Below are 12,922 nucleotides of genomic sequence, written 5' to 3'. Positions count from 1 at the left end.
GCATGCTGTGTGATCACCTGCCCTCACCGACCGTCACGGAGCGGGACCCATGCCTGCGGAAACCAAGGTGGAAGCCAGTGCCGCGCGAGCGACGCGGTCGGACTCGCCGCCGCTCACCGAGCGGCAGGAGGCCCGTCGCCGACGGATCCTGCACGCGAGCGCCCAGCTGGCCAGCCGGGGCGGTTTCGACGCCGTGCAGATGCGCGAGGTCGCCGAGTCCTCGCAGGTGGCGCTGGGCACGCTCTACCGCTACTTCCCCTCCAAGGTGCATCTGCTGGTCGCGACCATGCAGGACCAGCTGGAGCACATGCACGGAACCCTGCGCAAGAAGCCCCCGGCGGGCGAGACGGCGGCCGAGCGGGTGGCGGCGACGCTGATGCGGGCCTTCCGCGCCCTGCAGCGCGAGCCTCACCTGGCCGACGCCATGGTGCGGGCCCTGACCTTCGCCGACCGCAGCGTCTCGCCCGAGGTGGACCAGGTGTCCCGGCAGACGACGGCGATCATCCTGGACGCGATGGGGTTGGAGAACCCCACTCCCGAGCAGCTCTCGGCGGTGCGGGTCATCGAGCACACCTGGCACTCGGCCCTGATCACCTGGCTGTCGGGCCGTGCCTCCATCGCGCAGGTGAAGATCGACATCGAGACGGTGTGCCGTCTGATCGACCTGACGACCCCGGAAGAATCGGCCTGAGGACCCCGCAACCCGAGGCCCCGCAACAGGAGAGCCCCGAGGGGCGCGCGGGGCGCTCGTCGGGGCACAAATAAGGACCTACGAGACGGGTTCCCTTCGCCGGCATTACCCGGATCAGGTGATGGGGGTCGCCTTCTGGTCCTTTCCCAGCGACCTTCCAGCCTCTCAGCCCGACCGTCGACGTCGGCCTCAGCGGATGCCTGTGCGTCTCGCCAAAGTCGGCTACTCCGGTCGAACTCCCTCACTCGCCCCGTAGGCCTCTATCAGCATAGAACGCCTGGAGCAATACAGAACCCCCCAAATGGGAAATTCTGGAAGATTTTTTGAGCCGCTCGGCCCTGGCTCCGTCCTGGCTCGGCCCTGGCTCTGTCCTGGCTCAGTCCTCCGGCGGGAACACCGGCTCCCCGCTCTCCAGCAGCGCGATCGAGATGGCCTCCACGGGACAGCCCTCCGCCGCCGCGAGCACCTGCTCATTGGCGTCGGTGTCCGCCTCGACGGGCCGCGACTGGCGGCCGGTGTCGAGGCGGAAGCCGTCGGGGGCGTGGTGGACGCACTGGGCCGAGCCGATGCAGACGGAGCGGTCGACCTCGACGTGCCAGCGGTCGCCCATCGCCCTAGCCCTCCCAGCCCGCGGGGAGGTGGACCATCTTGTGTTCGAGGTACTCGCCGTATCCCTCGGGCCCGAACTCCCGCCCCAGGCCCGAGTTCTTGTAGCCGCCGAAGGGGCCCAGCATGTCGAGGCTGAAGGTGTTGACCGAGTACGTGCCCGTACGGACCTGCCGGGCCACCTCGATGCCGTGCGCCACGTCGGCCGTCCACACGCTGCCGGACAGCCCGTAGTCGGAGTCGTTGGCGATCTTCACCGCCTCGGCCTCGTCGCCGTACGGCAGGAGGCAGATCACCGGGCCGAAGATCTCCTCGCGGGCGATCCGCATGGAGTTGTCGACGTCGCCGAAGAGCGTCGGCTCGACGTACCAGCCCTTGTCCAGGCCCGCCGGGCGGCCGCCGCCGGTGAGGATCTTGGCGCCCTCCTCCTGGCCGATGCGGATGTAGTCGAGGTTGCGCTGCTGCTGGCGCCGGGCGACCAGGGGGCCGACCTGGGTGGCGGGGGCCAGCGGGTCGCCGACCTGGAGCGCGCTCGCGGCCTGGGCGAAGGCGTCCGCGAACTCGTCGTAGCGGGAGCGGGGCACCAGGATGCGGGTCTGGGCCACACAGGCCTGGCCGTTGTTCATCCAGGCCGCCGGGACGATGCCGGCGACCGAGGCCGTGAGGTCGGCGTCGGGCAGGACGACGGCCGCGGACTTGCCGCCCAGCTCCAGCGTCACGCGGGTGAGGTTGCGCGAGGCCACCTCCATCACACGCCGGCCCGCCGCGACCGAGCCGGTGAAGGAGACCTTGTCGATGCCGGGGTGCCCGACGAGGTACTCGCTGACCTCGCGGTCGGCGGGCAGGATGGACAGCACGCCCTCCGGCAGCCCGGCCTCCTTGGCGATCTCGCCGAGGAGATACGCGTCCAGCGGCGACTCGGGCGACGGCTTGAGCACCACGGTGCAGCCGGTGAGCAGGGCGGGGGCGAGCTTGGCGGCGGCGACGAACTGCGGGACGTTCCAGGGGACGACGGCCGCGACGACCCCGACCGGCTCGCGCCGCACCAGGATCTTTCCGAGGACGCCGTCGCGCGTCTCCTCGTACGTGAAGCCGCGCGCGACCGTGATCGCCGCGTCCCAGACCATCATCGCGCCGAGCGCCTGCGCGAGGACGCTCCAGGAGTACGGGGACCCGTTCTCGGACGAGATCACGCGGGCGATCTCCTCGTGCCGGACGGCGATCGCGTCCTTGATCCGGGTGACCACCCCGATGCGCTCATCGAGGCTCATCCGCGGCCAGGGCCCCTCGTCGAAGGCCCGCCGCGCCACGGCCACGGCCCGGTCGACGTCCTCCCGCGAGGCGTGCGGGACCCGTCCGATGACCTCCTCCGTGTGCGGGGAGATCACCTCGATGACGTCCTTGCCCAGGGGGTCGGTCAACTCCCCGCCGATGAACAGCTGTCCGTGTTCCACGAGCTCGGTCATGGCCGAATGCCTCCCCGGGGACTGCGCTTCTGACGATCCATCAGACAGGGAACTGATACCAGCTCCACCCAGGGGAGTCCACGGATGCGACGAGGGACGGTTGGTCGACTCGGGCTCCCATGGAAACGTGTTCTAGTTATAGTGGCGGAAACGCGGTGATTGGGGAGCCCATGGCGCAGGTGTACGACCACGGTGGCGGCGTCCGTTCCCTCCAGGTCCCGATCCCGGACAACCCCCTCGGCCACACCCTCGTCTACGTCGTCGACACCGACCGCGGCCCGGTCCTCATCGACACCGGCTGGGACGACCCGGCCTCCTGGGACGCCCTCGCCGAGGGCCTGACGGCCTGCGGTACGTCCGTCGCCGAACTGCACGGGATGGTGATCACCCATCACCACCCCGACCACCACGGCCTGTCGGGCAAGGTGCGGGAGGCCTCCGGTGGCTGGATCGCCATGCACGCGGCCGACGCGGCGATCGTGCGCCGGGCGCGGGAGACGCGGCCCGAGCGCTGGTTCACGTACATGGCGGCCAAGCTCGAAGCCGCCGGCGCCCCCGAGGAACACGTGGCCCCGCTGCGTGCCGCCCGCCGTCGCCGTACCCTGCCCGGCCTCTCCCCCGCCCTACCCGACCGGGAGATCGTGCCCGGCGAGTTCCTCCCGCTGCCCGGCCGCCGACTGCGTGCCGTCTGGACGCCGGGACACACGCCGGGCCATGTGTGCCTGCACCTGGAGGAGGAGCACCCGGACCGGCGGGCGGGCCACGGGCGCCTGTTCTCCGGCGACCATCTGCTCCCGGAGATCACCCCGCACATCGGCCTGTACGAGGATCCCGACGACGCGACCGTGACGGACCCGCTCGGCGACTACCTCGACTCCCTGGAACGCGTCGGCCGCCTGGCCCCCGCCGAGGTGCTCCCCGCCCACCAGTACGCGTTCACCGACGCGGCCGCCCGCGTACGGGAGTTGCTGGCGCACCACGAGGAGCGGCTGGCCGGGCTGCTGGCCCTGCTGGCCGAGCCCCTCACCCCCTGGCAGCTGGCCGAGCGCATGGAGTGGAACCGCCCCTGGGAGCAGATCCCCTACGGCTCCCGGAACATCGCGGTCTCGGAGGCCGAGGCCCATGTGCGCCGCCTGGTGAAGCAGGGGCGGGCGGAGGCCGTGCCGGGAAGCGAGCCGGTGACCTACGTGGCGGTGTGAGGCCGCGGGGTGCCCGGCAGCAGGGTTCATATCAAGTCCTCGGTGAGCATCGCGTTGTCGGGATGGAGGCCCAGGTGCAGGACACGGGCCTCGGGGTCGTCGGCCCGGACAGCGGCTCCATCACCAGCTCGGTGCACGAGCCGGTGGGCCGTACCCGGGGCACGGGGTATTCGTGTGCGTGGAGCGGCCCGAGCCGAGCAGTCTCCCCGGCGGTGTGATCATGGCGGGCACTCCAGGGTCTGTCCCAGGCCCCGTACCCCCGGTTCACAGCCACCCCTCAGCGCTCCGACTACCGCCGGGTAGAGTGGCCGCGTCGTCATCACACCTGTACGGGGGGAAGCCGGTGCAATTCCGGCGCTGACCCGCAACCGTAAAACCGCTCTCGGCGGTGAGCCGGACTGCCTCGGACGGGACGTTGACCGGCTCACGTGCGCCAGGGATCCGCCCACGCACGGCACCGTCGAGGTTTACGGAGCCGAGCCGCCCGGGGTGTCCCGTGCTGCCCGGCTCCCCGCAGGAGAGGCAGTCGCCGACCATGAACGTCCGCCGTAGCGCCGCCGCGCTGGCCGTCATCGCCGTGATCGGCGCGGCCACGCCCGCAGCCGCCGACCCGTCCCCGTCCGCCTCGGCGGCGCTCCCGTCGGGGCTGTACGGCAGCACGGACCCGAAGTACGACGGCGTCTGGCGCCAGTCGCTGGCCCTGATCGCGCAGCGCGCGGTGGGAGAGACGCCGTCCGGAAAGGCCGTGGACTGGCTGACCGAGCAGCAGTGCTCCAACGGGGCCTTCGCCGCCTACCGTGCGGACACCTCCAAGCCCTGCGAGGGCAACGTGGTCTTCGACACCAACGCCACGGCCGCCGCCGCGCAGGCCCTGATGGCGGTCCACGACCACGACGGCCAGGCCCGCTCGGCGGTGAGCTGGCTGAAGGGTCAGCAGAACAAGGACGGCGGCTGGGGCTACACCTCGCCCGGGCCCAGCGACTCCAACTCCACCGGGGTCGTCATCGGCGCGCTCGCGGCGGTCGGCGACCACCCCTCCGTGCTCCGCGGCGAGGGCAAGTCGCCGTACGACCTGCTGGCGAAGATGTCCCTGCCCTGCGACGCCCAGGCCGGCGGCGCGCTCGCCTACCAGCCGGACAAGAAGGGCAAGCTGGTGGCCAACGCGGACGCGACGGCGGCCGGTGTGCTCGGCGCGCTCGGCAAGGGGTTCGTGGTGACGGCCGCGAAGCGGCCGGCCGACTACGGCAAGTGCGCCGAGGGCAAGTCGCTCACGCCACGCGGGGTGTCGGGCAACGGCGCCGCATACCTGGCGGTGACGATGCTCCGCAACGGCAACCACCTCACGTCCGTCCTCCCCGGCGCCAAGGACCAGCCCGACTACGGCAACACCGCCGACGCGGTCGTCGCGCTCGCCGCGGCCGGCTGGACGGAGGAGGCGCGCAAGCCGTACGCCTGGCTGGAGAAGAACTCCGCGCAGTGGGCGAAGCAGGGCGGCCCGGCCGCGTACGCCGAGCTGATCCTCGCCGCGCACGCGATGGGCGAGGACCCGCGGAACTTCGGCGGCACGGACCTCGTGCGGGAGCTGAACGCGACGGGACCGGCGCCGCAGACGGCGAAGCGGGCGGCGGAGCCCGCCAAGAAGGCGGAGCACGACTCCGGCACGAACGTCTGGTGGATCGTCGGCACCGGCCTGGTCGCCGGCATCGGCATCGGCTTCCTGCTCAGCGGCCGCCGGAAGAAGCAGCAGCCGTGACCGCCGTCCGCCGTGCCGCGACGCTCCTGCCGGCCGCGCTGTTCCTGTGCGCGGCCGCGGGCCAGGCGCAGGCCGTCGGCTACCGCTACTGGTCCTTCTGGGAGCGCGAGGGCTCCCACTGGACCTACGCCACCGAGGGCCCGTCGACCGCCCGCCCCGCCGACGGCGACGTCCAGGGCTTCCGCTTCGCGGTGAGCGAGGACTCCTCGGACGCGACGCGACCGCGCGACGCGGCGGACTTCGGCACCATCTGCGCGGGTACGCCCGCCATCCAGGGCAAGAAGCGGGTGGCGCTGGTCATCGACTTCGGCACGGCGGCGGACGCCCCGTCCGGCGAGACCCCGCCCGCCCGGCGGACGGCCTGCGCCCGGGTCTCTCCCGACGCGACGACGGCCGAGGCCCTGGCCGCGGTCGCGGGGCCCCTCCGCTACGACACCAACGCCCTGCTGTGCGCCATCTCGGGTTATCCGCAGCAGGGGTGCGGGGAACAGGTGAGCACGGAGAAGAAGCCGACGGCCGCCGCCGGGAAGCCGAAGGACGCGGACCACGGGCCGTCGGTGGGCCTGCTGGCCGGGGCGGGCGCGGTCGTCGTGCTGGGAGCGGCAGCGGTGTGGCAGGCACGCCGTCGCAGGGATGCGTAGCCGTCTGCCGAGCCGTGAGCCGTCGCGCTGCTCGGGCGGCAGGGACGGGGGCGGCGCCTCGCAAGGGCGGGAGAGCGTCCCCGCCTCCCGGCACCAGCGCCGCCCGACACTGCACCCCGGTGCCTGGTGGCTCTGGTCGCTCGGCCTGGCCACCGCCGCCAGCCGCACCACCAACCCTCTGGTCCTCGCCCTGCTCGTGGCGGCCTCGGCCTACGTCGTGGCGACCTGCCGGAGCCGGACGCCCTGGTCCCGGTCGTACTCGGCCTTCTTCAAACTCGCCTTCGCCGTCCTCCTGATCCGCCTCGTCTTCGCGGTGGCCCTCGGCTCCCCCGTCCCCGGCACCCATGTGATCGTCACGCTGCCCGAGGTCCCCCTGCCCCACTGGGCGCAGGGCATCCGGCTCGGCGGCCGGGTCACCGCCGAGTCGGTGGTCTTCGCGCTGTACGACGGCCTGCAGCTGGCCACGCTGCTGATCTGCGTCGGCGCGGCGAACGCCCTGGCGAGCCCGGCCCGTCTCCTCAAGTCCCTCCCGGGCGCCCTGTACGAGATCGGCGTGGCCGTGGTCGTCGCGCTCACCTTCGCCCCGAACCTCATCGCGGACGTCCAGCGGCTGCGTGCCGCCCGCCGGCTGCGCGGCAGGCCGGACCGGGGTGTGCGGGGCCTGCTGCAGGTCGGACTGCCGGTCCTGGAGGGCGCGTTGGAGCGCTCGGTCGCCCTGGCCGCCGCGATGGACGCCCGTGGCTACGGCCGCAGCGCCGACGTCCCCGCCCGGGTCCGCCGCACCACCACCGCCCTCACCCTCGGCGGTCTGCTCGGCGTCTGCGCGGGCACGTACGGGCTGCTCACCGCCGAGGGCGGCACGTACGGGCTGCCCGTGCTGCTGGCCGGGGTCGGCGCCGCGCTCGCGGGCCTGCGCCTCGGCGGCCGCCGCACCCTGCGCACCCGGTACCGCCCGGACCCCTGGGGTCCGCGTGCCTGGCTGGTCGCCGCCTCCGGCGGAGCCGTCGCCGCGCTGCTCACGCTCGCCTCCGCGACCGATTCCGCCGCCCTGCACCCCGGAGTCGTACCGCTCACCGCGCCCGTGCTGCCCCTGTGGCCCGCGGCCGCCGTGCTCCTCGCCCTGCTGCCCGCCCTCGCCGCCCCCAAGGAGCCGTCGTGATCCGTTTCGAGGATGTCTCCGTGACGTACGAGGGGGCGGCCGAACCGACCGTCCGGGGCGTGGACTTCGAGGTGCCGGAGGGCGAACTCGTGCTCCTCGTCGGTCCGTCCGGCGTCGGCAAGTCGACGGTGCTCGGCGCGGTGAGCGGGCTCGTCCCGCACTTCACCGGCGGCACCCTGCGCGGCCGCGTCACCGTCGCGGGCCGGGACACCCGCACCCACAAGCCGCGTGAACTCGCCGACGTGGTGGGCACGGTGGGCCAGGATCCGCTCGCCCACTTCGTCACGGACACGGTGGAGGACGAGCTCGCGTACGGGATGGAGTCGCTGGGCCTGGCCCCGGACGTGATGCGGCGCCGGGTGGAGGAGACCCTGGACCTGCTGGGCCTCGCCGACCTGCGCGACCGGCCCATCGCGACGCTCTCCGGCGGTCAGCGGCAGCGCGTCGCCATCGGCTCGGTGCTCACCCCGCACCCGCGGGTCCTGGTCCTCGACGAACCGACCTCGGCGCTCGACCCGGCGGCCGCGGAGGAGGTCCTCGCCGTCCTGCAGCGGCTCGTCCACGACCTCGGTACGACCGTCCTCATGGCCGAGCACCGGCTGGAACGGGTGATCCAGTACGCCGACCGGGTCATCCTGCTGCCCGCCCCGGGCGCCGCCCCGCTGCTGGGCACCCCGGCCGAGGTGATGGCGGTCTCGCCGGTGTACCCGCCGGTGGTGGACCTGGGCCGGCTGGCCGGCTGGTCCCCGCTGCCGCTGACCGTGCGGGACGCGCGCCGCCGGGCCGGGGAGCTGCGGGAGCGGCTCGACGGCCGAAAGGCGCCGCGGCCGGCACCGGCGAGCGCCGCCGCCCCCGAGGCCGACGTCCCCGCTCCCCGCGTCCCCATGTCTCGCGCCCCCGTTTCTCGCATCTCCGCTCCGCGCCGGTTCCGGCGCGGGCGCACGCCCGACACCGTGCCGCCGGGGGTAGCCGAGGTGCGCTCCCTGGCCGTCCGCCGGGCCGGGGTCACCGCCCTCCGGCAGGTGGACCTCGGCTTCGCCCCCGGGGAGACGGTCGCCCTGATGGGGCGCAACGGCGCCGGGAAGTCCACGCTGCTGAACACCCTGGTCGGGCTCGTCGAACCGTCCGCCGGTTCGGTCCTGGTCGGCGGTGCCGTGCCGCACCGCACCGCGCCCCACGATCTGGTGCGGCACGTCGGGCTGGTCCCGCAGGAGCCCGCCGACCTGCTGTACGCCGACACGGTCGGCGCCGAGTGCGCGGCCGCCGACCGGGACGCGCGGGCCGAGCCGGGCACCTGCCGTGCGCTCGTCTCCGGTCTGCTGCCCGGCATCGGTGACGACACCCACCCCCGGGACCTGTCCGAGGGGCAGCGGCTCGCGCTGGCCCTGGCCGTCGTCCTGACCGCCCGTCCTCCCCTTCTCCTGCTGGACGAGCCGACCCGGGGTCTGGACTACGCGGCGAAGGCCCGTCTGGTCACCGTGCTGCGCGGGCTCGCCGCCGAGGGTCACGCCATCGTGCTGGCCACGCACGACGTGGAACTGGCCGCCGAGCTCGCCCACCGGGTGGTGCTCCTCGCGGAGGGGGAGGTCATCGCGGACGGCCCGACGGCCGACATCGTGGTGTCGTCCCCGTCCTTCGCCCCGCAGATCACCAAGATCCTGGCGCCGCAGCAGTGGCTCACGACCGCGCAGGTACGGGAGGCACTCGCGTGAGCCGTCGGACCGGGACCCCTCGGAGCACCACCCCTGAGACCGGGGCCCCGAAGACCAGGACCCCGCAGGCGCGGCCCATCCGCCTCGGCCCCCGCTCCACCGCCGCGCTCGCCCTGGTCAGCGCGGTCGGGGTCGTCGCCTTCGGGTGGCCCTTCCTCGCCCCGCCCGGCTCGCACATCAGCGCGCACGCGCAGGACGCGCCCTGGCTCTTCGCGGGGCTGCTCGTGCTGCTCGTCGCCGTCGTCGCCGCGACGATCTCCGAGTCGGGGCTCGGGCCGAAGGCCGTCGCCATGCTGGGCGTGCTGGCCGCGACCGGCGCGGCGCTGCGGCCGATCGGCGCGGGCACGGCCGGGATCGAGCCCATGTTCTTCCTGATGGTGCTGAGCGGGCGCGTCCTCGGCCCGGGGTTCGGCTTCGTGCTCGGCTCGCTGACGATGTTCGCGTCGGCGCTGCTCACGGGCGGGGTGGGCCCGTGGATGCCGTTCCAGATGCTCGCGATGGGGTGGTTCACGATGGGGGCGGGCCTGCTGCCCGGCCCGGACCGGCTGCGCGGCCGCGTCGAGCTGCTGATGCTCTCCTTCTACGGCTTCCTCGCCGCCTTCGCCTACGGCACGATCATGAACCTGGCGGGCTGGCCCTTCATCGGCGCCCTCGCCTCGAACATCGCCTTCGACGCGCACGCCTCGCTCCCCGCGAACCTGGCCCGCTTCGTCGCGTACTGCCTGGCCACCTCCCTCGGCTGGGACCTGGGCCGGGCCCTGTGCACGGTCGTGCTGACCCTCGCGCTCGGCCCGGCGCTGCTGCGGGCGCTGCGCCGGGCCACCCGGCGGGCCAACTTCGAGACCGCGGTCACATTCGAGGCCCCGCCGCGGTGACCGCTGGGTGAGCGGTCGTGTGCGGTCCGTCGGCGGGCCGGTGAAGCACCCCACATGACGCAGGTCACCTACGAAGCGGGGCCGTAGGGCGACTTGTCCGAAATCTTCGGACACGAACCCTCTCCGACCTGCGCATTGCGACCCAGGTCACACAAGCGACGTTTCCCGCCAATCCGGCCACCACTAGTAAAAGGGGTGATTGCGGACGACTTTCCGGCCTGCTTGTCTGGACGACGTCGCCAGGCGCCACGAACCCACCCGGGTCGCGGCGCCACCGTATGGCCCACCGCGTACCGCGTGGTGACGACGTACAGCGCGACTCCTTGTCCCCGACGTAAGAGGTTCTCCGTGTCCGTCTCCTTCATCCGCCGCATCGCTTCCCCGAAGAAGGCCCTCACGACTGCCGCCCTGGCTGCCGCCACGACCGGCATGATCATGGCCGCGGCGCCCGCTCAGGCCGCCACGACCTCGACCTCTTCGGCTCAGTCGATCGCGCACAAGATGATCCCGGACGCCGCGCAGTACACCGCTTTCTCCAAGATCGTCGAGCACGAGAGCGGCTGGAACATCTCCGCCACCAACAGCTCCTCCGGCGCCTACGGCCTGGTCCAGGCCCTGCCCGGCTCGAAGATGGCCTCCGCCGGCTCCGACTGGAAGACCAACCCGGCCACCCAGATCAAGTGGGGCCTGGACTACATGAACTCCCGCTACGGCAGCCCCGCCGACGCCTGGAACTTCTGGCAGGCCAACGGCTGGTACTAAGCCGTTCCGCCACCGAACCAGCGCACGATCCGCGGCAGCGCCGCGGCGTACGACCCCACGTGGTCGACGTCCCCCTGATTCAGCACGCGCACCCTCGCCCCTTCTCCGGCGAGGGTGCGCGCGCATGTCCGGGCATTGCCGATCGGCACGTCGGTGTCCTTCGCGCCCGCGTACAGCCGCACCGGCGCGGCCGGCTTCCAGTCACAGGTGTGATCGTTGGCCCGCAGTGCCGCGCGGAAGGCGCCTGTCGGGTGGGTGAGCCGCCGGTAGTAGTCGTCCGTCACCAGTTCCCGCACGGTGGGGGCCAGCTGCCGGACGATGTCCTCGTCCTCGTGGGTTCCGTCGAAGAGTCCTTCGACGCGATCGGCGTACGGCGCCCGGAAGACCTCGGCCGGGTCCTCGTAGAGGTGGTGCAGCCGGTTCTGGGCGGTGAGGAAGTAGGAGAGGTAGAACACACCGCTGATGTCGTTGACCCGGCCGTCCGCGAGCGCCGGCACCTCCGTGCCCTCCAGGTCGTACGGCCCTGCCACCGGAGCCAGCGCCTTCAGCCGGAAGCCGGGCGCGTCACCGGCCTCGACCGCTCTCCCCACGGCCATCGCGACCTGCCCGCCCTGTGAGAAGCCGGTCGCGTAGAGATTCCCGTCGAGGGTCCGGCCCAGCCCCGCCGCCGCGGTCCGGGCGGCGCGCAGCAGGTCGACCGTGGCGGTGACGGCCGACCGCGTGTCCATGTACGGGTGCAGCCCCGGCCCCTTCCCCAGGCCCAGGTAGTCGGGCGCGGCCACGGCATGTCCGGCGGAGGCGAAGAGGTACGACGGGAACCGGCTGTCCTCCGACACGGACGGGGCGTAGCCGCGGTTGGCCATGGTGCCGTGCGTGTCGGAGACGAGGTTCAGGGTGTGGCGGCCGCCCTCCGGGAGGGTGAGCAGTCCGGTGGCGGTGGTGGGGCGGCCGTACGGGTCCATCGTGCGGTACGTCACCCGGTACGCCCGGACGCCGTGCCGCACGGAGTCAGTGCCGATGTGGAGACGGTCGAGGGCCTGCGCGACCTCGGCGCGGGTGTGGGTGGCGACCGGCGTGACGGAGACGACGTCACCCCGGTGGTGCCGGCCCTGCCGCTGTTCGGTGGCCGCCGATGCGGCCGGTGCAGCGGCCAGCCCCGCGAGCAGCAGGGCGGCCGCGGCGGCAATCCCCTTGCGCACGCGCCGGCCGGACTGCTTTCCCACTGTTTCATACGTCTGTTCGCTCATGTCCCGGACGCTACGGACAACACGCTTCGTCCCGACATCCGAGACTCCCCCGTCTCCGTGGTGGACTTGGCACCACCCTGCCCGTCCGGCTGCCCGGAGACCTCCATGACCACGCCTCCCCCGAACTCGCCGGACCACACCCATCCGACGGGCGCTCAGACCCCCGATCCCGAGGCGCGCGGGATCCGCCTGACGGTGGTTCTGCTGGCGCTGACCGTGGTGAGCGGGCTGATCGACGCGGTGAGCTTTCTCGGGCTCGGCCGGGTCTTCACGGCCAACATGACCGGAAACGTGGTGGTGTTGGGCTTCGCGGCGGCCGGCGCGGCGGGCTTCTCGGTGCCGCACACGGCGACTTCGCTGTTCTGCTTCCTGGCGGGCGCGGCGGCCGGCGGCAGGGTGGCGGCGCGGTTCGGCGGGGGCTCCCGGCGGACCTGGACGCGGGTGACGCTGGCCGTGGAGGCGGTGCTGGTGGGCGCGTCGGCCGTGGTGGCCTTCGCGGCGCCGGGCGCACCCGCCACGACCTACACCCTGATCGCCCTCACGGCCTTCGCGATGGGCCTGCGCAACGCGACGGTACGCAAGCTGGGCATCCCCGACCTGACGACGACGGTCCTGACGATGACCCTGACGGCCCTCGCCTCCGACGCCACGGCCGGCACCACCACGAACCAACGCTCCGCCCGCCGCGCGGCCGCCGTACTGGCCATGCTGGCCGGCGCCACCGTGGGCGCCTGGCTGGTGATCCACCGCGACCTGGGCACCCCGCTGCTCCTCGCGGCGCTGGCCTCGGGGGTGTTGGCGGTGGTGGCTT

At 73.1% G+C, this 12,922-nt stretch carries 12 protein-coding genes; 9 read left to right on the top strand and 3 right to left on the bottom strand.

Translation table 11 applies throughout. From position 1 onward, the window contains the following. The first annotated feature begins 49 nt into the window (after nt 1–49). Entirely contained in the window at nt 50–691 is a 642-nt protein-coding gene (locus tag IPZ69_RS33940) for a TetR family transcriptional regulator (protein WP_235458515.1), read from the top strand. 376 nt (nt 692–1,067) lie between these two features. Here the strand turns inward: IPZ69_RS33940 and IPZ69_RS33935 are convergent, their stop codons facing one another. Further along, nucleotides 1,068–1,301 carry a ferredoxin gene (locus tag IPZ69_RS33935; RefSeq protein ID WP_235458514.1) on the bottom strand — a complete coding sequence of 78 codons (234 nt, stop codon included), beginning with the start codon at nt 1,299–1,301 and terminating at the stop codon, nt 1,068–1,070. Nucleotides 1,302–1,305: 4 nt separating this feature from the next. After that, nucleotides 1,306–2,763 (bottom strand): aldehyde dehydrogenase, encoded by a 1,458-nt coding sequence (locus IPZ69_RS33930; protein ID WP_235458513.1) that lies wholly within the window; start codon nt 2,761–2,763, stop codon nt 1,306–1,308. Between the two features lie 170 nt (nt 2,764–2,933). Here IPZ69_RS33930 and IPZ69_RS33925 point away from each other — a divergent pair, with 170 nt between their 5' ends. The 7 genes from IPZ69_RS33925 (at nt 2,934) to IPZ69_RS33895 (ending at nt 10,864) form a co-directional block, all read left to right on the top strand. Further along, nucleotides 2,934–3,962: an MBL fold metallo-hydrolase gene (locus tag IPZ69_RS33925; RefSeq protein ID WP_235458512.1), complete on the top strand. Its 1,029-nt coding sequence runs from the start codon at nt 2,934–2,936 to the stop codon at nt 3,960–3,962. Nucleotides 3,963–4,497: 535 nt separating this feature from the next. Further along, nucleotides 4,498–5,715 (top strand): hypothetical protein, encoded by a 1,218-nt coding sequence (locus tag IPZ69_RS33920; protein WP_235458511.1) that lies wholly within the window; start codon nt 4,498–4,500, stop codon nt 5,713–5,715. After that, nucleotides 5,712–6,356, top strand: a complete 645-nt coding sequence (locus IPZ69_RS33915; protein WP_235458510.1) for an SCO2322 family protein — start codon at nt 5,712–5,714, stop codon at nt 6,354–6,356. The genes IPZ69_RS33920 and IPZ69_RS33915 overlap by 4 nt, the downstream gene beginning before the upstream one ends. Beyond that, the gene (locus IPZ69_RS33910) at nt 6,349–7,515 is read left to right on the top strand and encodes an energy-coupling factor transporter transmembrane component T (RefSeq protein ID WP_235458509.1); all 1,167 of its coding nucleotides are present in this window, start codon (nt 6,349–6,351) and stop codon (nt 7,513–7,515) included. The genes IPZ69_RS33915 and IPZ69_RS33910 overlap by 8 nt, the downstream gene beginning before the upstream one ends. Then, on the top strand, nt 7,512–9,227 hold the full coding sequence (locus IPZ69_RS33905) for an ABC transporter ATP-binding protein (protein ID WP_235458508.1): 1,716 nt from the start codon (nt 7,512–7,514) through the stop codon (nt 9,225–9,227). Before IPZ69_RS33910 ends, IPZ69_RS33905 begins: the two co-directional genes overlap by 4 nt. Before the next feature lie 77 nt (nt 9,228–9,304). Next, nucleotides 9,305–10,102, top strand: coding sequence for an ECF transporter S component (locus IPZ69_RS33900; protein WP_235458536.1), 798 nt, complete (start codon nt 9,305–9,307; stop codon nt 10,100–10,102). Nucleotides 10,103–10,450: 348 nt separating this feature from the next. After that, nucleotides 10,451–10,864, top strand: coding sequence for a transglycosylase SLT domain-containing protein (locus IPZ69_RS33895; RefSeq protein ID WP_235458507.1), 414 nt, complete (start codon nt 10,451–10,453; stop codon nt 10,862–10,864). On the opposite strand, the gene IPZ69_RS33890 is transcribed toward IPZ69_RS33895, so the two are convergent. After that, nucleotides 10,861–12,111, bottom strand: a complete 1,251-nt coding sequence (locus IPZ69_RS33890; protein ID WP_235458506.1) for an alpha/beta hydrolase family protein — start codon at nt 12,109–12,111, stop codon at nt 10,861–10,863. The genes IPZ69_RS33895 and IPZ69_RS33890 overlap by 4 nt on opposite strands. A gap of 105 nt (nt 12,112–12,216) precedes the next feature. Between IPZ69_RS33890 and IPZ69_RS33885 the strand changes: the two genes are divergently transcribed. After that, the coding region (locus tag IPZ69_RS33885; RefSeq protein ID WP_235458505.1) for a YoaK family protein at nt 12,217–12,922 on the top strand (706 nt) is incomplete at its 3' end.

The sequence above is a fragment of the Streptomyces olivochromogenes genome (assembly GCF_021538895.1).
Classification (GTDB): Bacteria; Actinomycetota; Actinomycetes; order Streptomycetales; family Streptomycetaceae; genus Streptomyces; species Streptomyces olivochromogenes_A.
Note: the sequence above shows the minus strand (reverse complement) of the source record. Positions and strands in the feature narration are given on the sequence as shown.

Bases quoted from the DNA above. Each gene is read 5' to 3' on its own strand.
- IPZ69_RS33890 (WP_235458506.1), bottom strand. From the start codon at position 12,111: ATGAGCGAACAGACGTATGAAACAGTGGGAAAGCAGTCCGGCCGGCGC.
- IPZ69_RS33920 (WP_235458511.1), top strand. From the start codon at position 4,498: ATGAACGTCCGCCGTAGCGCCGCCGCGCTGGCCGTCATCGCCGTGATC.
- IPZ69_RS33925 (WP_235458512.1), top strand. From the start codon at position 2,934: ATGGCGCAGGTGTACGACCACGGTGGCGGCGTCCGTTCCCTCCAGGTC.
- IPZ69_RS33935 (WP_235458514.1), bottom strand. From the start codon at position 1,301: ATGGGCGACCGCTGGCACGTCGAGGTCGACCGCTCCGTCTGCATCGGC.
- IPZ69_RS33910 (WP_235458509.1), top strand. From the start codon at position 6,349: ATGCGTAGCCGTCTGCCGAGCCGTGAGCCGTCGCGCTGCTCGGGCGGC.
- IPZ69_RS33930 (WP_235458513.1), bottom strand. From the start codon at position 2,763: ATGACCGAGCTCGTGGAACACGGACAGCTGTTCATCGGCGGGGAGTTG.
- IPZ69_RS33940 (WP_235458515.1), top strand. From the start codon at position 50: ATGCCTGCGGAAACCAAGGTGGAAGCCAGTGCCGCGCGAGCGACGCGG.